This is a genomic window from Mesorhizobium sp. M7A.F.Ca.US.006.01.1.1, assembly GCF_003997935.1.
In the GTDB taxonomy this organism is placed as follows: domain Bacteria; phylum Pseudomonadota; class Alphaproteobacteria; order Rhizobiales; family Rhizobiaceae; genus Mesorhizobium.
In genome coordinates, this window is the sequence record NZ_RZQL01000027.1 from 14,845 (window position 1) to 34,754 (window position 19,910).

Below are 19,910 nucleotides of genomic sequence, written 5' to 3' on the forward strand. Positions count from 1 at the left end.
GGAAGGCCTTTCAAAGCTGCTGGAGTTGCGAAAGCGTGAGCGGGGCAACGGCGTAATCGCCGCTGCCGTCGAGACCGGTGACCTCGGCGATTGCGTCGATGTGGCGCGACGAGCCGCGTCCCGCTATGAAGACGATCAGATCTATCGCCTCAGCGATGAGCCGGCGGGGAACGGTGACCACCGCTTCCTGGGCGAGTTGCTCAATGCGATAGAGAGCCGAGCGCGCGGAATTGGCGTGTACGGTAGCGATGCCGCCTGGGTGCCCGGTGTTCCATGCCTTCAGCATGTCGAGCGCTTCCGCGCCCCTCACCTCGCCCACGATGATGCGGTCCGGCCTGAGCCTCAGCGTCGAGCGCACGAGATCGGCAAGGGTGACCGAGCCCCGCCTTGTTCTCAGGGCAACGCAGTCCCTGGCCGCGCACTGCAGTTCGCGTGTGTCCTCGATCAGGATCACCCGATCGTCGCATTCGGCGACTTCAGCCAGCAGAGCGTTGGCGAGTGTTGTCTTCCCCGAGGAAGTGCCGCCGGCGATCAGCATGTTGCGCCGCTCGCGGACGGCCTTTTTCAGCGCATCGGCCTGCAGCGGCAGCATGATGCGTTCGGCAACATAGTCGGCCAGGGTGTAGACTTTCGCGGCGGGCTTGCGGATGGCAAAACATGGCGCCAACACCACAGGTGGCAGCAGGCCTTCGAAGCGTTCGCCAGACGGCAATTCGGCACTGACGATCGGGTTGTCGGCGTGCGCCTCGGCGCGCACGTGCGAAGCAACCAGGCGGATGATACGTTCTGCCTCGGACGGGTGCATGTGAACGTCGGTATCGACCCGACCTTCGCCTAACCGGTCGAGTCGCAGCGCGCCGTCGGGATTGACCATCACCTCGATGACGGACGGATCGGCCAGGGCTTCGGTGATTGCCGGACCCATGGCGGTGCGCAGCATGACACGCCGCCGGTGGTCGGCCTCGGGATGAGAGCTCATCCTTCCCCTCCCCCACCATTGTCTTTGCTAAGCGACTTTTTGCCGGAAGCGATCTGGCGGCCGACCTTCTCAACGAATTTCTCGAAACGCTCTTGGGCAATAGCCTGCGTTGCCCGATCCGGGACCGGCGTGTGGGCGTGAAGGGTGATCGAAAAGCGGATGAAGAGCGCCAGGCTCTCCAGGATCACCTCGGAATCGCGCCTGACGTGGGCAAGATCGCGGGAGAGCCGGTCAAGCCTTACGCCGTAGCGCCGATCGAACTCGCTCTCGCCACGCCGCTCGATGAACGCCTCGATCGCCTTCCCCACGATCGCTGATTTGGTCGTTGACGGATCGCGACTGAGGTTGTCCAGTTTCTCGCTGAGCTCCGGCTCAAGCAGAAACTGATGGCGAATGCGGTGCGGCTTCATGCGGATCGTTCCGACGGCCCGGCGTTGCGCCGGCGACGGGAGAAGCATCGGCCAGACGCTCAAAATTGCTTATGGCCGTTATCTACGCTGAGGTGCGCTCTGCAACTCAGCGGACTTCAGAAGCCGGGAATGACATCGTCGCCCCTGCCCTCGTTGATACCGTAGACGCGGGCCGCAGTGGAAATCCGATCCATGACACGCTTGTCCGCGAGCGCTTCGCTGTCATCGTCTGCGGGCTTGTACAGATCGGCCTGATCGGGCTCTTGAGAGACAACAACGTCTTCTTCGGGCAGGCTTGGATGGCGTTGCTGCTGAACGCCTCCCTCGTCTTCAACTGGCGCGTCGGCGCTTTCCTCGTCCGCAGCAAGTCGGCTATCGACGCTGCACACTTGTCCAGTCCAGCCGTCCGGGCGTGATGCAGGGCAGTCCGCATAGGGTCCGTCGTGCAGCACCGGCGCAGGCAGCACCCGATCTGTGAAATTCTGATCCTGATAATAGCGCAGCTTCTTGGCGCGGATCGGCGGCAACCCAGAAACCAGGACCAATTCGTCTGACGGCGGCAATTGCATCACCTCGCCTGGCGTCAGGAGCGGGCGCGCGGTTTCCTGGCGGCTCACCATGACATGTGAAAGCCAGGGCGCAAGCCGATGGCCCGCATAGTTGCGCATCGACCTAAGTTCGGTTGCGGTGCCGAGGGCATCCGAGATGCGCTTGGCCGTGCGTTCGTCATTGGAGGAAAAGGCAATTCGCACGTGGCAATTGTCGAGAATAGCATTGTTCTCGCCATAGGCCTTTGAAACCTGGTTCAAAGATTGTGCGATCAGATAGGAGCGAATGCCATAACCTGCCATGAAGGCGAGCGCCGTTTCGAAGAAGTCGAGGCGACCGAGCGCCGGAAACTCGTCCAGCATCATGAGCAGCTGATGCTTACGGCTCTTCTTCGGGTCCCCCTCCAGACGCTCCGTCAACCGCCTGCCGATCTGGTTCAAGATCAGTCGCACAAAAGGCTTGGTGCGCGAGATATCCGAAGGCGGCACGACCAGATAGAGCGACAGCGGTCGCTCTCCATCCACTAGGTCAGCGATGCGCCAGTCGCAGGACGAAGTGGCCGCCGCGACCGTTGGATCACGATAAAGCCCGAGAAAGGACATGGCGGTCGAGAGGACGCCTGAGCGCTCGTTTTCCGACTTGTTCAGGAGTTCGCGAGCCGCCGAGGCCACTACGGGATGGACCTGAGGGTTATGCCCCGTCCCGAGATGGTTTGTCGTCATCATCCGCCGTAGCGTTGCGGCAAACGAGCGTTGCGGGTCCGACAGGAAGGTGGCGACGCGGGCCAGCGTCTTGTCCTCTTCAGCGTAGAGCACGTGCAAAATGGCGCCAACTAGGAGTGAATGGCTGGTCTTCTCCCAGTGGTTCCGTCGCTCCAGCGCGCCCTCGGGATCGACGAGGATGTCGGCGATGTTTTGAACGTCCCGGATCTCATCTGGGCCTTTGCGCACCTCCAGCAGCGGGTTGTAGCGTGCCGATCTCGGGTCGGTCGGATTGAACAGAAGGCAGTACGAGAATTTCGACCGCCAGCCGGAGGTCAACTGCCAATTTTCGCCTTTTATATCATGAATGATGGCAGACCCGGTCCAGGAAAGTAGCGTTGGAACAACCAGCCCCACGCCCTTGCCCGAACGCGTCGGCGCAAATGCCATGACGTGCTCCGGGCCGTCATGGCGCAGATAGCGATCGTTCAGCCTACCGAGGAAAACGCCCGCCGGCCGTAACAACCCTGCCGTCTCGACCTCATGAGTCGTGGCCCACCGTGAAGACCCATAGGTCGTAACCGACCCGCGCTGTCGCGCGCGCAAAAGCGAGCCAGCGATTGCGGCGGCACAACCCAGGAATCCGCTGGCGCCTGCAAGCGTACCGGCTTTGTCGAAGACCTCCGGCGCATAAGCATCGAAGTGGAACCACCATTCAAACAGCTTCCACGGCTTGTAGATTGGCCAGCCGGCGAAGAGAAACCATGGTGCGCCGAGAGGCGTCTGGTAGGTCAGCATTTGAGCGCACCATTGGGTTGCCGTCCATACGCCGATAATGACAATTGCGCACACAACGGCGATCTGCCCGATCAGTAGCTTCGTAGGTGTCATCGGCTTGGCCCGCTGAACAACGCGACCTAGCATCGCGCGGCGCAGCCGGGACAGGAATGTTCCTCACATACGATTTGGGAGCAATGAACGACTTCCTACGTATGCAGGTCGGTCAGCACGCGTGTTGCGCCTTCACGCGACACCATCCGCCACTCCATCCTTTCCATTCACCCTGAGGCCCGGCGCCGCCGACAGTTGCGTGACCGCTCCTCCGCAAAGTTATCTTCTGCGTTCAGGGAGCCACGGCGCCTGGGCTGGCTGATGAACACCGTCCGCTCGCGCATGTGGGGTCGAATTGATTTGTGCCCAAGTGGAGGCAGGCTCGTCTTCCAACAGTTGCCGCAGTTCCCCTGGCTCGAACGCCATCATCGGTGGGGAAGCGGGTTCATCCTCCAACAGTTGCCGCAGTTCCCCTGGCTCGAACGCCATCATCGGTGGGGAAGCGGGTTCATCCTCCAACAGCTGCCGCAGTTCCCCTGGCTCGAACGCCATCATTGGTGGGGAGGCAGGCTCGTCCTCCAACAGTTGCCGCAGTTCCCCTGGCTCGAACGCCATCATTGGTGGGGAGGCAGGTTCGTCCTCCAACAGTTGCCGCAGTTCCCCTGGCTCGAACGCCATCATTGGTGGGGAGGCAGGCTCGTCTTCCAACAGTTGCCGCAGTTCCCCTGGCTCGAATGCCATCATCGGTGGGGAGGCGGGTTCATCCTCCAGCAGCTGCCGCGGCTCTTCCTCGTGCGGCAAGCGCCTCCTTAGCCGGTCTTGCAGCGCCTGCCGATCGGCAACGAGGTTGTCGAGGGGCAGCGGCTCGTGGTCTGGCCGCTGCCCTTTCACCAATCGTTCAACCAGCGCCCACGTGCCCTCCAGGACAAATACGCCGCAATCATAATGGTTCGTCTGTCTGGCCATGGGGGCTGGCGCCAAGGTGGCATTCAGCAGTCCTGCGAGCTGTTTTGCAGGCACGTCGTTATATCCCTCTCGCTGGAGGGAGTCGTAGTGATAGGCGAACCGCCTTTCCGGGTCGCGGCGATCAACGAGCAGCAGCGACCAATGGGTGCCGGGGCTAGTAGCCGTGCCATTATTCACTGGCAAGAACAGGAAGTCGGCTGTGGCGTTGTTTTGATTATAGATGGACTGCAATATGCCTCGAGCGTCTTGCGGCGACGTGTGTCGCAGTAGATGGGATACGGAAGGATCCACCAGCCGAGTCCGGGCAGCGAGCGCCGGATTGATCCCCTGCAGTTGCCCCTCCAGCAAATTGTAATCTCTCTGGATATGGGCGTCGCTCAGCCATTCGGCGGCGCCGAGCACCCGCCCCGTTGCAACGTTGGACGGGGCTGTCGGATCGAGCGCCCCGATCTGAGCCCCAGAGGAACTGGTAGTCAGTGTGGTCACATCAACCAGTGGAAGGCCGCGGTAGGTGCCTGGCAGCCTAGCGGTTGCTGGCGAGGCGGGTTGGGGAGCTCTTGCCGGTGCCGCTGGCCCAGCTTCAGCAGCGGCCCCAACGCGCCTGGTGACTGCGTCTGCCGGATGAGCAGAAAGGACAGTTTCGCGCCCGAGCACAATGCGCGGCAGGATATCCCGGAGGTGAGCCAATGCAGAACTGATACTTAGCCTATTACCATAGGAGACAGCCTTGAAGCTCTCAACATCTTTATCCAGCGATTTGTCGTGAATCCGAGCCGCAATCCCAAGCTTGTTATTTTGACGCAGGTACTGACTAAAATGTCTAAGAAAATTTGTATAGCCGCCCACGGTATCTGGATTCCGTCCGGTCGCAGGCGCTGCCAGGTACTCCTTGGTCGAAGCGGCTCTGTAATTTCTAATGAGCTCGGCATCGTCAGGATAGGGGATCACGACAGGGCGAGCCATAATCGGGGCTCCGCCTGTCGACTTCTTGAGGTAACGCAGTGCGCCAGCCACGGTGGAGGAACCACCCGTACTCTCGTACTCCTTGAGATCCTGATCCAGCGACGAATGGTAAAGCCGAGCAGCAAACCCTGGCTTGTTGTTTTGAAGGAGCCACCGACTAAAGCCGAAAAGAGAATTTACATTGTAAGTGACCGTGTTCGCTTTGGCCTTACCCGCGTGGAATGCTGCCCTCAGCCCTTCGATAGCGGTCGCATCGTTGGAATAGACAGGACGCTTGTCGGCACCGTCGGGGACTACAATTGGACGATCCGGCTGCACTGTCGAGGGCATCGACCCACCACCTCCGGGATGCGGTGCTGGGGTGGATTCGTGCTCATCCCTCTGCCTGACGAGCTGCGCCTCACATTCCGGTGTAGCCACCTCATGAGGATCCTGCATCGGTTCGATCCCCTCCATCTCCTGCTGCAACCAAGCCAAAGCTTGGCGAGCGGCCTGCGCGGCTTCATCAACCGCGGAGGATGTCTCCACACCTCTGGCGGACGCCGGCAGAGCCTGCTCCGCCCGCCGTCGAAAGAGCTCTGGCGAGGCGGATTTCTCCGCCCACAATCTGGGCTGCGTAGCGAGTCCCCGTCCAGATTTATGTGGCACCGCCTCGCTTGGCAGCGGGCTGCTCCTGTCCCGTGCAGCTACCAGCTCCTCCGGGGCGCCCTGGTCGCCGTGGCGCCAGTTCAAGTGAGGGACGGCCTCTCCAAAGTCGGGCGCTTGGTGTTGGTGCGCGGTTGGGGCGAGAGACAATGGTAGATCGGTGCCCTCCTTATAACCTACCGGCAGGAGCTCCTCTGGCCAATCGAATCCCTGCTGTGGTGCGGTATGCTGAGCAGCGTCGCCACGGGGACGAGCCTCCATGCTGACCGCGTTTTCCAGATGATTCCCGAGTATAACGCGCGGCGGGTTCTTGCGGAGATAAACCAGCGCAGATTCGATCGGAGCTCCACCATTAGAGGAGGCGGCCTTGTAGCTCTCAACATCTTTATCCAGCGATTTATCGTAAATGCGACCCGCAATTCCGAGCTTGTCATTTTGACGTAGGTAATGACTGAAATGGTTAAGAGCAGTTGCGTAGCCGCTCGCGGATCTGAAATGTCTGGTGAGCGCGGCGTCGTCAGGATGGGGGTTCAGGACAGCGCGACCCACAATCGGGCCGGCTCCGCCCATCGACTTCATCAATTGACGCAGTGCGCCAGCCACGGTGGAGGAACCACCCCTACTCTCGTACTCCTCGAGATCCTGGCTCAGCGACGGATGGTAAAGCCGAGCAGCAAGCCCTGGCTTGTTGTTTTGAAAGAGCCAACGACTAAAGCCGAAAAGAGAATTTGTGCTGCGAGTGACCGTGTCCGGCCTGGCTTTACCCGCAAGGAGTGCTGACTTCAGCCCTTCGATGGCGGTGGCATCGTTGGAATAAACAGGACGCTTGTCGGCACCGTCGGGGACCACAATTGGACGATCCGGCTGCACTGTCGAGGGCATCGACCCGTCGAGATGCGGTGCTGGGGTGTATTCGTGCTCGTCCCCCTGCATCACAAGTTGCGCCTCCCGTTCCGATGTACCCACCTGATCGGTGGGGAGTTGCATCATCACGCGAGCGCCTGAGTTGCCAACCTCACCTGGTTGCCGCTCAGTGACAGCATGCTGCAGATTGCTTTGGATCCTCTGCCTCTTCGTTGGTCTCAACTCACCTTTACCATGCGAGCCATTGACGAGGACCTCCTCGCCTAGCGCACCCATCAACTCGTCCGCCGCCTGCAGTTCGCCCAAGTGCTGCTCAAAACCGGCTTGGCCGGCCTGTCCGCTTGCTCGTGCGGTACGGCGTGCTGCACCTGCAGCCAAGCTGCCACGATGAATGTCTAGTTTGTACGGGTGCACGCTATCCTCACTTCCACAGATCACATGAGCAACCTACTCAGGCAAGCTTTCGAGAGGCTGACGAGGTCCGCCGCCGCGGAAGGCGAAGGCTGGTTTTCTGCTCAGCGGTTGACGGCCTCGCGTGTTGCGGCCGCGCCGGGTATCACGCCAATCAATCTGAATAGTCGATGCGTCAAACGAACCAGGATGGGATTTTCGTAGCGGGGCTGCTCTACTCACTCTTGTCCTGAGGGCAGAATTCAACCATATCGCCGAGCAACTGGATGCCGATTGGATACCCGATCCGGAAAGCTTCAGCTCATATGTGACGCGAGGATGAGAATCGTGGCAGCTCCAGACCGACGGGCTGCCACCCACAGCGGCGATGACCGACGAGGGTCTTCTATTGCCAAGGCAATCGTCCGTTCGGGGACCTATGTGTTCCAATGCTCGTCGAGCGGATCGGTGGGCCGCACCGCCGTAGCGTTACGGCGAGCGGAAGCGGCGTTGGGTGCGGCTTTTCCCCTGAACGCTTCACACCAGGCTGATAGGGGATCTTGCAATCGCACACACGCGGTCTGCAGGCGTGCCTATCAAGCAGTTTGCTCAGACCAACGTCGCGGCGAGCCGATCCTCAATACGCAGCGCAAGTCCTAGACTCCACGATCGTCCTTCGGTGCAGATTTGCTCGCGCCTCGCCCTGATTACAGCTGATAAGGCGAGCTAACAATTGCAAGAGCCACAAGCTATTCCAGCTCGATCGGTTTGGTGTTCCAGTCGGGCGGGGTCTGACCGAGAATGTTGCGAACGAAGAAGTCTAGGAGTTTGCGCTCGGTGTAGGTGCCTAGAGTATGGTGATTGGCACCAGGAACGTAGACCATGTCAAAATCTTTTCCTGCCTTGATGAGTCGATCGGCAAGCTGGAACGAGCAAAACGGATCGACATTATCATCCATTTCGCCGACCGCGATCATCAGCTTGCCCTGCAGCCTGTGAGCATTGTCAACGGCGGAGGATTGCGAATATTCAATGCCGACCGGCCACCCCATCCAAAGTTCGTTCCACCAGGTCTTGTCTATCCTGTTGTCGAAGCAGCCGTTTTTGGCGACGGCGACCTTGTAGAAATCGGGGTGAAAGAGCAGCGCGCTGACTGCACTCTGGCCGCCGGCGGATGCGCCAAAAATGCCGACGTTGGATATGTCGTACCATGGATATTGCGCGGCCGCCGCCTTGTGCCACAGAATGCGATCGGGAAATCCTGCGTCCTTCAGATTCTTCCAAGCAACATCATGGAAGGCGCGGGAGCGGTTGTTGGTGCCCATGCCGTCGATCTGAGCAACGACGAAGCCCAGCTGCGTGAGCGGCTCTGTCCACCGCGAGAAGGATTTTGGGACGAAGGAGCCGTGGGGTCCAGCATAGATATTCTCCACAACCGGGTATTTCTTCGTCGGGTCGAAGTTGGCTGGCAGGTGGAGCACGCCCCAGATGTCAGTTTTGCCGTCGCGCCCCTTGGAATGGAAACTGAGCGGCGGCTGCCAGCCTGCGGCGACGAGCTCAGAAATGTCGGCCGTCTCGATCTGCTGGAGCTTGGCATTGTCGCTGGCGCGGTAGAGTGCCATGCGCGGGGGCAGATCGATGCGTGACCAGAGATCGACATAATAGCGCCTGTCAGGCGAGAACTCGATATGGTGGTTGGCCGGTTCGGGCGTCAGTGCAGTCAGTCCCTTGCCGTCAAAGCCGATGCGGTAAGCATGGACCCAATAGGGGTCCTCCTGCGAGTTCATCCCGCTCGCCTCGAACCAGATCTGACGCTTGACCGGATCGACATGGTTGACCCTCCGGACGACCCACTCACCTCGCGTGATCTGGTTTTCGAGCGCGCCTGTCCGGCCGTTGAAAAGATACAAATGCTCATACCCGTCGCGCTCTGATGCCCAGATGATCTCCTTCCCGTCATCGACATCGTAACGGAAGATTTTTCCGGCATCCTCCTGGCCATGCCCCAGCGGCAAATAATCAACGAATGTCTCGCTGGTCTCATCGATCAGGGAGCGCCCGCGGCCCGAGGCGGCGTCTACCTCGACCAGGCGATAAAGCTGATGCCCGCGCTGGTTATATTCGAAAGTGAAGCCGCGGCTGTCCGCCCACCACCGGAGAGGGGAAAGTTCGAAGACGTTCGAGAAGAGGGCACCGTCAATCACGATCTGGCGCCGGCCGGCAATGTCGAACAGGACTGGCTGGGGCAGCGGAAGGACATCGCCCGGCCTGGGATAGAATTTTGTTGAATATTCCCGCTCCAACTGGTCCGTCGAAGAATTGAGGTAGCGGACCTCTCGCCTATAGCCGGGGCGAACAAGGTAAGCGGCGAGGTGGCGCGAGTCCGGCGACCAGCTCAGCGTCGAAAAGACGTAGCAATTGCCTTCGGCTCCGTCCCGGCTCAGAGGAACATCCTGCAATCCGTCCTCGCTGCGCAGGAAAACGTTGCAGTTCTTGATATAGGCGATCCATTTGCCGTCGGGCGACGCGTTGCTCTTGTCGGGGTTGTTCTCCGCTGGCGGCGTGTAGCGGTGGCTGAGCTCCCTACGGTCCCCTTTCCTTGCATCGAATGTGGTGCTGGTACAGTCATAGCTTGCAAGGTCGCAGCTCCACCGGGTGTCTTCAATCTGGAAGTCGAGCCTGCGACCATCCTCACTCAGTTCGAAACGGTCGAACGGAAGATTGCCGGCTTGATAGCTCTCATGGCTCACCTTGTTTAGCGCTGCCGCCAGACGCGCCTGATCGAAAGCGGGCCGCTTGAAACCCGTGGCAGCATCGACCTGCATGAACTGCTGCTCGCCGTGGCTAGTCCGGCGGTAGACGAAGGCTTCACCCCCGGTCAGCCAGAAAGGCATTTTGGGGACATTGACAGTGAGCCCGCCATATCGATCGTTGATCGTAAGTGCGCGCTTGAAATCGGCCGGCGCTAGCGTCGGGTGTAAACTTTTCGAACCCTTGGCCAGCGTCTGAGTTGCCGATCGCCATGCGGCGCGCGTCAAAGCGCCGATCCTGGACATACCTGTTCACTTCTTTCGGTTTTCGGAATGCTAATTTTGAAGTTGGGTTCTCGTCGCCGGTCTGCAGCAGCGCCGAAGCGTCGCCTTGGAGGAGAGCCAGCACGCGGGTGCAGCCAGGCACGCGCAACAGGGGCGCTCCTTGGACATCCAGGCACTGGTTCGGGTGCCGATTGAAGAGTTGGCGTCCGCCGCCGAAACAACCAGGAAAGAGCGTCCATGCAGCCCTGACGCGACTATTTCCCCGCGAGTATGGCCGCTTGCTTTTCTGCATCATCTGAAAGGTCCTGCTCTAGTCGGGCCGGATGTCACCCCGGCAGAAATCATTGTGCTATTTCGACAATCTCCGAGCGATTGCCGCCGGCCCATGACGAGGTTTACCGATAGGGCGCAATATGCGTGCCAAAGGAAAAGCGGTTTAAATACACGGCAATCCGCCTATGTCGCATCCCCAACATCGTCGCACACCGGACAATGCCGGACGAAATTGTCCCGGGGCGTCAAATTGGTTTGATGGTGACCCAAGGAGTTCTGGCTTTATCTGAGGCGTTCGGCCTTTTTCGAAAGCCGGACTCTTCGCGCGTTTCCGACGGCCCGAAGCGCCTGATCAAAGCTGACGGCATTCCCGGGTCTTGGCCTTGCCACAGCAGCACCTGCTGCATCAATTCCGACGGACGCTGTAGAACACCTGCAACACACGGCCCGCAGCAATTTCTCCGGCGCAACGCTGGGGCGACCGCCTTTGGCACTGCAGGCGTACATGCCGGAAAGGATGCCGTCTAGCCGCACCAGCGCTCCATTGATCATCAGCCGGTGCGGGCACCAGGATGACCGGCTGGAACGAAATCTTCCAACCGCTTCATCGTGAACAGCTGCTCCATGAACACATCGCTCCCGTCAATCGAGCCGTCTCGCCAGGGGGATCAATAGTCTGTCTTTGGCGTAGGTATTTCAGCAGCCTGCTGTTAGCGTGCGGACGACGCCGACATCAACCGGCGGACAAATGCGACGAGGGCAACAAGCGCGCCTGACGCAACGCCGCCAGATCAGCCGAGCCCGTGCAGAAGCAGGCGACGGCCAACTGGCGGATGACGATCTCGAAATGCGCGACAACGGCCCCGGTGGACACTGTCGCCGCGCCCAGCACGCTGGCCGCCTGCCCGGCGATGTCCGCGCCCAGGCGGATGGCCTTGGCCACGTCGACGCCATCGCGGATCCCGCCCGACGCGATCAGCTTCACCGTTGGCAGCGCCCGACGCACCGCCTGCACGCTGGTCAGGGTGGAATCCCCCAATCGGCGAATGACATCGCCACTGCACGGTCGGCGGCATTGCGGGCGCGCTCGCCCTCCACTGCGGCCCAACTGGTGCCGCCGGCGCCGGCGACATCGATTACCGCCACGCCCGCCTCGACGAGCGCACAGGCACCGAGGCGGACAGGCCCGCCCCCACTTCCTTGGCCACCATCGGCACGCCCACGATGCGCGCGGCGCCAGCGATCAGCGCCAGGACGCCGCGCCAGTTCGCGGTCGCCCTCCGGCTGTACCGCTTCCTGCAGCGGATTGAGATGGACGATGAGCCCATCGGCCTCCAGCGCGTCCACCGCGCGACGCGCCAGGTCCAGGCCGTCGGCCTCCCGCAGTTGCGCGGCGCCGATATTGGCCAGCAAGGGAATGTCTGGCGCCAGGCGGCGCAGCGCGCGCGTTAGCCCCTGGGAGTTGCGGGATTGCAGGCTCACACGCTGCGAACCGCACATGGCGATCCCCAAGGCTTGCGCTGCCTCGCTCAAATGCCGGTTGATGGCCTCGGCCCGTGGCATGCCGCCGGCCATAGAGCTGATCAGCAGCGGCGCGCGCATAGCCTTGCCCAGCAGCGAGGCGCGCAGGTCGATCTGCGTCAGGTCCAACTCGGGCAGTGCGCAGTGTTCGAGATGGATGTACTCCCAGCCAGCGGCCACCGTGGCCGGCGCCGTTCGCCGATCCAGCACGATGTCCAGATGTTCGTCCTTCCCCGGCTCAGGGCGGTGTCGCTCATGCTCGCTCCATCCGTAGCAGCGGGCGACGGCGTTGCGTCGGATCGAACCGACGGCAGCGCGCCCAAGCCGCCGCCTCCGGCGCGTCCAGGCCGACGCACGCTGGCCTCCCCCTGCAGCGTCGCTGCGATAGCGGCTGGTCGAAGTCTGGTAGTACTGCGCGCGGATCGCCGCCATCGCCTCGATCAACGGTCCCCACGGCGCGGGAAAGCATTCTTCCGCCATCACCCGGTGCAGCATGCGCGTATGGCCGGCCAACTCGTCGTTGAGGAACTCAACCACAGGCATAGCCGGATAGCGCTGCAGAAGCAGGATCGCCGCGTTATCGCCGGCCGACCTGTCCTTGTCGCGTCCATGCAGATCGTTCTGCAGGCGCCCTATCACTGAGATGAGCCGCAGGACCTGGCGAAACGCTGGACGCGCGCGCAAGGTCGCCATGTCCAGCCCCCACAGCAGCGACAGGCAACAGAACACGGTCCCGTAAGCGATCGAATCGATGCCGTTGTGCAGGTACTCGGCGTAAGACCAGCGTCGCGCCCCTGCCGCCTGCGCGTGTCCGGCGCGCAGCGCCGCGCAGTAGCACCGGGTATAGTCGAGAAGCCGAGCATAGTCGTGACGATCGTAAGCGAGCGCAGCCAGCGAAGCGCGCAGCTGAGCGCAGCCCTCGAATCCGGAGAGCACGCACGGTACGCCGTGCCCCAGCGCCTGCTCCAGGGCGGCGAGCTGCTCCGGCGCGATCAGGCCAACGTCGTTGCAATCGTCTAGCCAGAACAGCAGCGCCAGTTCGCGATAGAACGCCACGATCAGCGTTTCGTCCTGCGGATCGCGGCCGGTGCGGGCGCTGGTGTCGCGCAGGCTCGGGTGAATGCGTTGCAGGATATACTGGCCGCCCCTTACCGCTTCCTCAGCATGCTCATCCGCGAAACCGGTCAGGGCACGCCCCCACTCAAGCACCTGCTGCAGCGCGCGTTCGGTCTGGATCATGGCGCCGCCCCTGCTCCCTCGGCTACGACGCGCCGCCCACAACGAAGCGCCAGCCACAACCCGGCGAGACCGCATCTCCGCGCCATAACGGCGATCGCGAAGTTATCGATCCGATTGCCAGTTGCTGATGCAAGCTCTTGTGAACGGCCGTTAGGACCGGCCCGCAGCCTCGCCGGCAGTATCGAGCAATCCGCTTGCGCCGGCTCGCCATAGCAGGCGAGGACGGCAAGGTCGCCGGCGGCAAACGCACGCGAGCACATTGCAAGCGACATCCGCGAACGCGGCGCCGACTGGTCAGCCTCCGCCTCGGTGCCCGCATATGTCCGCGAGTCGAGCAGCGCCTTCGCCACGAAATGAGCAGAACGCCTTACGAGCATCGACCGCCGGCTGCTGCGCATGCGCGATGATGAGGCATGGTCTCGCAGCGGACCCGTTCCGACAGATGCTGCACCAGGGACGAGGCGACCTTATCCAACAAGGCACCACTTGCGCTGTTTGTGGAGACGAGCGTCGGCTGCATCCATGCGGCTGCTTGAGTGGTGAAGACTCTGAACGACGGTTCCTACGGCGCTGCCGGCGCAATCGGCTGCTTGGGGGACGCGTGACGCAGTCAAAGCTCCCCTTGCCAAGCACGGAGCAGGCGAGTGAGAGAGCAGATGAATAGGCGTGTCGCCAATATTTTTGCATTGCTCTAATCGATTATAGTTGTGAGGAGCAATTTGAGACCATTTACTTGCGGCTCAAGTCACCCATAAAAGAAGGCAAGCACCGATTCGGTAGCTTATCCCCTGTCTTTCGCGTACTCGCGGCCGTGGCGCCGGGTGAACGATTGAAGACCGCCGGTCTCACTCGCAGGTGGGCGCCAGGGCGTGGGGCGGTTGGCAAGCCACAGGAGTAGGACAATGTCGAAGGATTCGGGTAAGGGCGATAATCACGGCGGCGGACCGGGCAAGATCGAGATCACGGTGGTGGTGAACGGCCAGCCCACGCAGGTCGAAGCCAATCCCAACCAGCCGCTTCACGTCATTCGTACCAAAGCCCTTGAGAACACGCAGAATGTCGCCCAACCAGCCGAGAATTGGGAATTCAAGGATGAGGCCGGCAACTTGCTCGATGTCGACAAGAAGCTTGGCGACTTCGGTTTCCCGAATACTGTGACCCTGTTCCTCAGCCTGAAGGCGGGCGTCGCAGGTGCCTAAACACCAAAGTGTGGATCCGGAGGTCTCCCGAGCGAAGTTTGATCGGGAGATCGGCCGGTTCCGGCCATATGCTGATGTCTATCGGGCTCAGGGCTGCTTCTTGATCGAGGCGACCTTTCCGCGCGCTTTCTTCATTTTCGCCAGCCCCAAGTTAAAGCCACGGGTGGTCAGCGCAGCGAGCGAGGTCGACTTCACCGACTACGACTTAAGACCACCGTCCGTGGTCTTCGTCGATCCGTTTACGCGTCATCCGATTGCCCGGAAAGATCTATACCTGAAAATGCTTAGACGTCCGCCGCTGCCCGGAACGCCGCCGGAGATGATAGGAGCTCTCATCCAGCAGAACGCCGTGCCGCTGACGGACTTCATCCAGGCCAACAGTCCCGAGGACGAACCATTCCTGTGCATGGCGGGCGTCCGGGAATACCACGACAATCCAGCCCATTCAGGTGATCCATGGCTGCTTCATCGGGGTTCTGGCGAAGGCTGTTTGGCCTTCATCCTGGACAAGATCATCAAGTACGGAATCGTTCCTATAGAGCAGTTGCAGATTCAACTCCAACCGACAATCGTAGGAATGGTGGTATCCCCTCAGGCGATACAAGAATGACTGGTTTGAGAGATGTAACGATCGTGACTCTCCCGCGCGGCTGCATCTCGACCACGCATGGGCATCTGCGCTCAGTTGGTCGCGAGGGCAATGAGGGGATGGCGCTCTGGGTCGGCGTTCAGCAAGAGCGGCACTTTGCCGTAACAGAGACGGTTATCCCGGCGCAGCGTCACATTCGGACAAACGATGGCGTTTGCGTGATCGTTGCGGCCGAAGAACTGCACCGGCTCAATGTCTGGCTCTACAAAAGCGGCCTGAAACTCTTGGCCCAGATTCACAGCCATCCGGGCCGCGCCTACCATTCGACGACGGACGACGCTTATGCGGTTGCTACCACGGTTGGGTGTCTGTCGCTGGTAGTGCCGAATTTCGCCCGCGAGCCTTTCGATTTTGCTCGGGTCGCCGCCTATCGGCTTGACGAAAAGGCCAAATGGAATGCGCTCCCTCCCGCGGCACTGTCGCGAATGATCATGATATCGAGTTGAACAATGGCATTCGCTAACTTCATCGATCGCGCCGCCACGGCGGCATCTCAGGTCCTGGCCGATTTTCATCTGGGAGACTTCAAAGCAGCTCTTGAAAAGCAGGTCGTGGCAGTCGCCTTCGACCATCAGGCCGCTTCCTGCGCCGAAGGCCAGGCGACACTAGATCTTGCGGTGAGATTGCTCGCTAGGCTCTACCCGGTTCTGGCGATACTCCCGCTGGACAGCGCGGCGAGCTCTCAAGCCCAAGCGCTGGAGCGCTTGGCAAAGTCGATCAATCCAAAAGTCGGCATCCGGCGTTCCGGCAAGTCTGCCACCGTCTGCGTCGTTGCAGGGGTAACGCGCCCATCACTCCGGTGCCCGATCTTTTTCGTGGGATCGGACGGTTGGGCGGCAAAGCTGTCGCGTACGGACCCGGTGGGCTCTGGCCCAAGTCTGCTGCCTTATGGAGCTGGCGCCGCCAGTTGCTTCGGCGCCGCCAACGTCTTTCGAACTATCTTCGCTGCCCAGTTGACCGGCGCCGAGTTGGACGAAACCATCGACCTCTCGCTATGCAGCTACGACAAGACCAAAGCCGGAGAGCCTGGCCCGATCGACTTCCCAGTCGACCTTGGCGAAACCCACCTCGTTGGGCTCGGTGCGATAGGCCATGGCTCGCTTTGGGCGCTAGCGAGACAACCCGATCTCAAAGGTCGTCTGCATGTAATCGATCACGAAGCGATCGAACTCTCAAACCTGCAGCGCTACGCATTGGCTGGCCAGGCGGAGATTGGTATGTCCAAAGCGGTTCTTGCAGCCACCGCCCTTAGATCGACTGCCCTTGAGGTCGAGGCGCACCCTCTGACGTGGGCAGAATATGTTGCGCGCCGGGGCAATTGGGTCTTCGACCAAGTGGGTGTGGCGCTTGACACCGCCGCCGACCGTCTGGCTGTCCAAGGTGCACTGCCGCGATGGATCGCAAACGCTTGGACGCAGGAGCACGATCTCGGTATCTCCCGGCATGGTTTCGATGACGGCCAGGCTTGCCTTTGTTGCATGTACCTGCCATCCGGAAAATCCAAGGACGAGCACCAGCTGATTGCCGAGGAACTCGGAATACCGGAAGCACACGAGCAGGTGAAAACGCTCCTGCAGACCAATGCCGGAGTTCCCAACGACTTTGTAGTTCGCGTGGCTACAGCGATGGCTGTGCCGTTTGAACCGCTAGCCCCGTTTGTCGGCCAGCCCCTGCGCTCCTTTTATCAGCAGGCTATCTGCGGCGGTCTGGTGTTCCAGCTTAGCGAAGGAAGTCGCCGCGTTCGAACTGTGGTTCCGATGGCCTTTCAGTCGGTGCTTGCCGGGATTATGCTTGCCGCGGATTTGGTCAAACATAGTGCGGGGTTTCCCATGAGCCCGACGACGAGCACTCGGGTGAATCTTCTGCGCCCCCTTGGCTCTCACTTGCACGATCCGAAGGCCAAGGACTCCAGCGGCCGCTGCATCTGTAGCGACGACGATTTCATTGCCGCTTACAGGCGCAAATACGGCGAGCGCGTTGATCAGGTAAGCGATGTCTCGGCCGCCTAAACAGACGCGCACCTCTCCGTAGACGCAGGGGGCGCGGCTTGTGGGCGTGACCATGGGCGCCATTATCACACGCTTGGCCCGCTCCTTTGCCGGCCTATCGTCCTCCGCGCATGATCCCTGTTGCCGACGTGATGATCCAGCACCAGCCGCCATGGCACCAGAGGCTGGTCAAACCTCCGTTGTTGGCCGATTTGGACAGTGCTGCATCAGGTCTCGACCGACGTCTCGACAGTCAGGGCTGCTTCGACGGGTGTGAAGATGTCAACATCGACCCCAGGCGCCCGCATCGTCACAATCAGGGCGTACCGAGCCAGAGCGTCGACGCGTTCCAGGTAAGGCTTCTCCTTCCACCAGCCCCCGACCGGGAACACGCCGATCGCATCACGCTCGGCGAGATCGGCGGCGCTGCCCGACCAGAAATCGGCGTGCAACGAGCCGCGATCGCGGAAGGTGCCGAGCAGCCACTCTTCTCCGCCTCCAGCAGGCGCCCCTTCCTCCTCGTCCCGAGCGGCCTGATTGATGCGGGCTCGGAATTCGTCGACTGTCTCGGTCGCTGACTTTACTCTGAACCGAAGACCATGGGACGCGTAACGATGCCGGCGGGTCCATCCGCGTTCACCGGGGTTGGGTTCGATGAAATAGGACAGCGTGACGCGGAGCTCGACCTGGGCAGCGCCGAGCGCCGCGAGCTGCTCCTTCGGCCAAGGCAGGCGATGCAGCTTCATGTCACGCGTTTTGGCAGCCGCGCCGCCCTCGCGCTGGAAAGGCTGAAGCTCATCTTCAACGATAAGCGTGAGGTCGTTCACCGTTGACAGAAGCGCGCGCCCAAGATCTGGCACGCCGTAACCATAGCGCCGCACGAGCGCCTGGATCTCGCCCTTCGCTCCGTTGCACGCATCGATGCGTGCGCGCATCGCCGGAGTCCATTCGGCCGAGTGGACGATCAGGGCGCGAACCGTTTCAGGCCACAGCTCGGGGCGCGCTGATAGAATTAGTCCCGCCATCCGTGCGGCATGGGCCGTTGCCGCGCTCGTATCTCCGAGGGTGGTGAAGTGGCGCAGTTCGGGTCGATAGAAAGTGGTCAATATCTGCAGATCGTCGATCGGCTCGCCAGGCAACACACCGTCATGGGCGAGATTGCCGCCTTCGAAGACGACCTCGGGCTTCACCGGCCACTGCCTGTCCCAAACGACCGAAGTGCGACTGCGCGGCGAGAGCTCGCCGACCGGCGCGATCGGAGCGTAGCCCGCAAAGTCGGTGTCAATGATATCGACCTTTTCTGTGAAAGCGCCGACCGTCAGCGCATTCCAGGCCTGAGAAGGATCATCGACTGCTTCCAGATCGTTGCGCGTCAAATGCTCGGCCGGCATGAGGTCATCGCCGATGTTGCCGGCAGAGAGAACGATCAAGCGTCGCTGCTCCTCTTCGAAACAGAGTTGGTCGATAGCGGCAGACCACGATGTGGGCCTTCCACGCGCCGGACTGGCGCTTGTCACAGCCATTGCGATCGCGCGGCGGCGCTCCGGCGCCTGCACCTCGGCGCGGGCGATCGCTTCCGCGGTGATCGAGCCATAGAGTTCTGGATCGTTTGCCTCGTCTTCTGGCGGAAGGATACGGACACTCTCCAGCCGAAAGGGCAATGGAACTGGATCGCCTCCGACCAGGAGCGGGACCAGATCACCGTACAGGCCGACACCTGCCATTCGCGTCCCGTGGCCGCTCCACGCAGGTGTGTCGTCGCTGCCCCATGCCGGTTTGACGGTGTGCCAGTCTTCAACGGCAAGTGCGGGTTCGATCAACGGGTGGGTGCGACGTACGCCGCTGTCGAGAATGCAGACCGCAATATCGGATTGAGGCGGTCTGACGCGCCCGAGAAGCTCGTCGCTCCAGTCCCTTTGCTCCGCGCCGCCAAGGCCCATGAAGAAGGACGGCGTATCCTTCGCGCGCCGCAGCTCGGCGACGACATCGCTGTGCGCAATCATGCGGTCGAGCATTGCCGTGCTGGCGAGTGCCAGCATGACCACCCGCTCCGGAAACCTGACCGCATGCGTGCGCAAAGTGATGTTCAGGGCTTCGGCAATGTGCTCGAAGTTCTCGCGGCGACCGTCGCGCAGCCAGACTTCCCACCACACCTGCTCGTCAGCGGCCTGGGGGAAGAGGTCGTCGTGGTCGGTAAACAACGATCGTGCAGTCGCCAGCCTGACTGTCTCCATGCGGGAGACGAGCGGCTCGTTGCGCGGTCTGCCGCGGTCAGTGTCAACGTCTCGATACGCCTCGACTTTCCGCAAATAATAGGCTTGCGCGCTTTGCGGCAGGAACACCGACGCTGTGATGGGAGCACCGGGTTGAGTTGGCTCATGGACGGCGACCAGCTCCATGTGCTGGCGACGATCGGCCAACTGGTCGAGGGCCGCCCGTCCGGACATGGGCAGATCGATCTCGAGGTAAAAGCCAGGCGTGCCGACCGACAGCTGGGGGTCACGCGCCGCAATCTGCTGGCGTGCACTTTCGACCGCTTGTTCGATGGATTGCGTCAAGGCCGCAGCATGCGACGCCCGATCACGCGCCGGCAGCGGCGGTGCATGTATAAGTTGGTTGGGCCGCCGATAGGCTTCCCGAATGCCGTTGTTGCGAAGGTGGATATGGGCGCGGTCGCGCGGAAAATCGTCTGCCATTATGATCTGTGC

Annotated in this window: 10 protein-coding genes and 3 pseudogenes; 4 read left to right on the forward strand and 9 right to left on the reverse strand. The window is 61.4% G+C overall.

Going from position 1 to position 19,910, the window contains the following annotated elements:
• Positions 1-10 precede the first annotated feature (10 nt).
• The 8 genes and pseudogenes from trbB to EN943_RS07625 form a co-directional block, all read right to left on the reverse strand.
• Entirely contained in the window at positions 11-979 is a 969-nt protein-coding gene (gene trbB / locus EN943_RS07595) for a P-type conjugative transfer ATPase TrbB (RefSeq protein WP_024502850.1), read from the reverse strand.
• The gene (locus EN943_RS07600; RefSeq protein WP_063170364.1) at positions 976-1,389 is read right to left on the reverse strand and encodes a CopG family transcriptional regulator; all 414 of its coding nucleotides are present in this window, start codon (positions 1,387-1,389) and stop codon (positions 976-978) included. Before EN943_RS07600 ends, trbB begins: the two co-directional genes overlap by 4 nt.
• Before the next feature lie 116 nt (positions 1,390-1,505).
• On the reverse strand, positions 1,506-3,530 hold the full coding sequence (locus EN943_RS07605) for a conjugal transfer protein TraG (protein ID WP_063169233.1): 2,025 nt from the start codon (positions 3,528-3,530) through the stop codon (positions 1,506-1,508).
• A gap of 219 nt (positions 3,531-3,749) precedes the next feature.
• Positions 3,750-7,214, reverse strand: coding sequence for a Ulp1 family isopeptidase (locus tag EN943_RS07610; protein ID WP_063169234.1), 3,465 nt, complete (start codon positions 7,212-7,214; stop codon positions 3,750-3,752).
• An 833-nt stretch (positions 7,215-8,047) separates the two neighbouring features.
• A complete protein-coding gene (locus EN943_RS07615) occupies positions 8,048-10,354 on the reverse strand; it encodes a S9 family peptidase (RefSeq protein WP_063169235.1) in 2,307 nt (768 codons plus the stop codon).
• Positions 10,355-11,021: 667 nt separating this feature from the next.
• Positions 11,022-11,253: pseudogene (locus EN943_RS38240) on the reverse strand (IS5/IS1182 family transposase); the annotation flags it as partial.
• A gap of 86 nt (positions 11,254-11,339) precedes the next feature.
• Positions 11,340-12,384 (reverse strand): annotated as a pseudogene (gene fni, locus EN943_RS07620) (type 2 isopentenyl-diphosphate Delta-isomerase).
• Positions 12,385-12,472: 88 nt separating this feature from the next.
• Positions 12,473-13,366 (reverse strand): annotated as a pseudogene (locus tag EN943_RS07625) (hypothetical protein); the annotation flags it as partial.
• 902 nt (positions 13,367-14,268) lie between these two features.
• Here EN943_RS07625 and EN943_RS07635 point away from each other — a divergent pair.
• The 4 genes from EN943_RS07635 to EN943_RS07650 all read left to right on the forward strand — a co-directional run bounded on the left by EN943_RS07635 (position 14,269) and on the right by EN943_RS07650 (position 17,223).
• Positions 14,269-14,565 (forward strand): DUF2604 domain-containing protein, encoded by a 297-nt coding sequence (locus tag EN943_RS07635; RefSeq protein WP_024505654.1) that lies wholly within the window; start codon positions 14,269-14,271, stop codon positions 14,563-14,565.
• Positions 14,558-15,175 carry a putative metal-binding protein gene (locus tag EN943_RS07640; protein WP_024505653.1) on the forward strand — a complete coding sequence of 206 codons (618 nt, stop codon included), beginning with the start codon at positions 14,558-14,560 and terminating at the stop codon, positions 15,173-15,175. Before EN943_RS07635 ends, EN943_RS07640 begins: the two co-directional genes overlap by 8 nt.
• A 98-nt stretch (positions 15,176-15,273) precedes the next feature.
• Positions 15,274-15,660, forward strand: coding sequence for a Mov34/MPN/PAD-1 family protein (locus EN943_RS07645; RefSeq protein ID WP_236383243.1), 387 nt, complete (start codon positions 15,274-15,276; stop codon positions 15,658-15,660).
• A gap of 3 nt (positions 15,661-15,663) precedes the next feature.
• Positions 15,664-17,223, forward strand: a complete 1,560-nt coding sequence (locus EN943_RS07650) for an E2 ligase fold family C protein (protein ID WP_024505651.1) — start codon at positions 15,664-15,666, stop codon at positions 17,221-17,223.
• Positions 17,224-17,429: 206 nt separating this feature from the next.
• On the opposite strand, the gene EN943_RS07655 is transcribed toward EN943_RS07650, so the two are convergent.
• Positions 17,430-19,898 carry a S8 family peptidase gene (locus EN943_RS07655; RefSeq protein WP_063169237.1) on the reverse strand — a complete coding sequence of 823 codons (2,469 nt, stop codon included), beginning with the start codon at positions 19,896-19,898 and terminating at the stop codon, positions 17,430-17,432.
• Positions 19,899-19,910 lie beyond the last annotated feature (12 nt).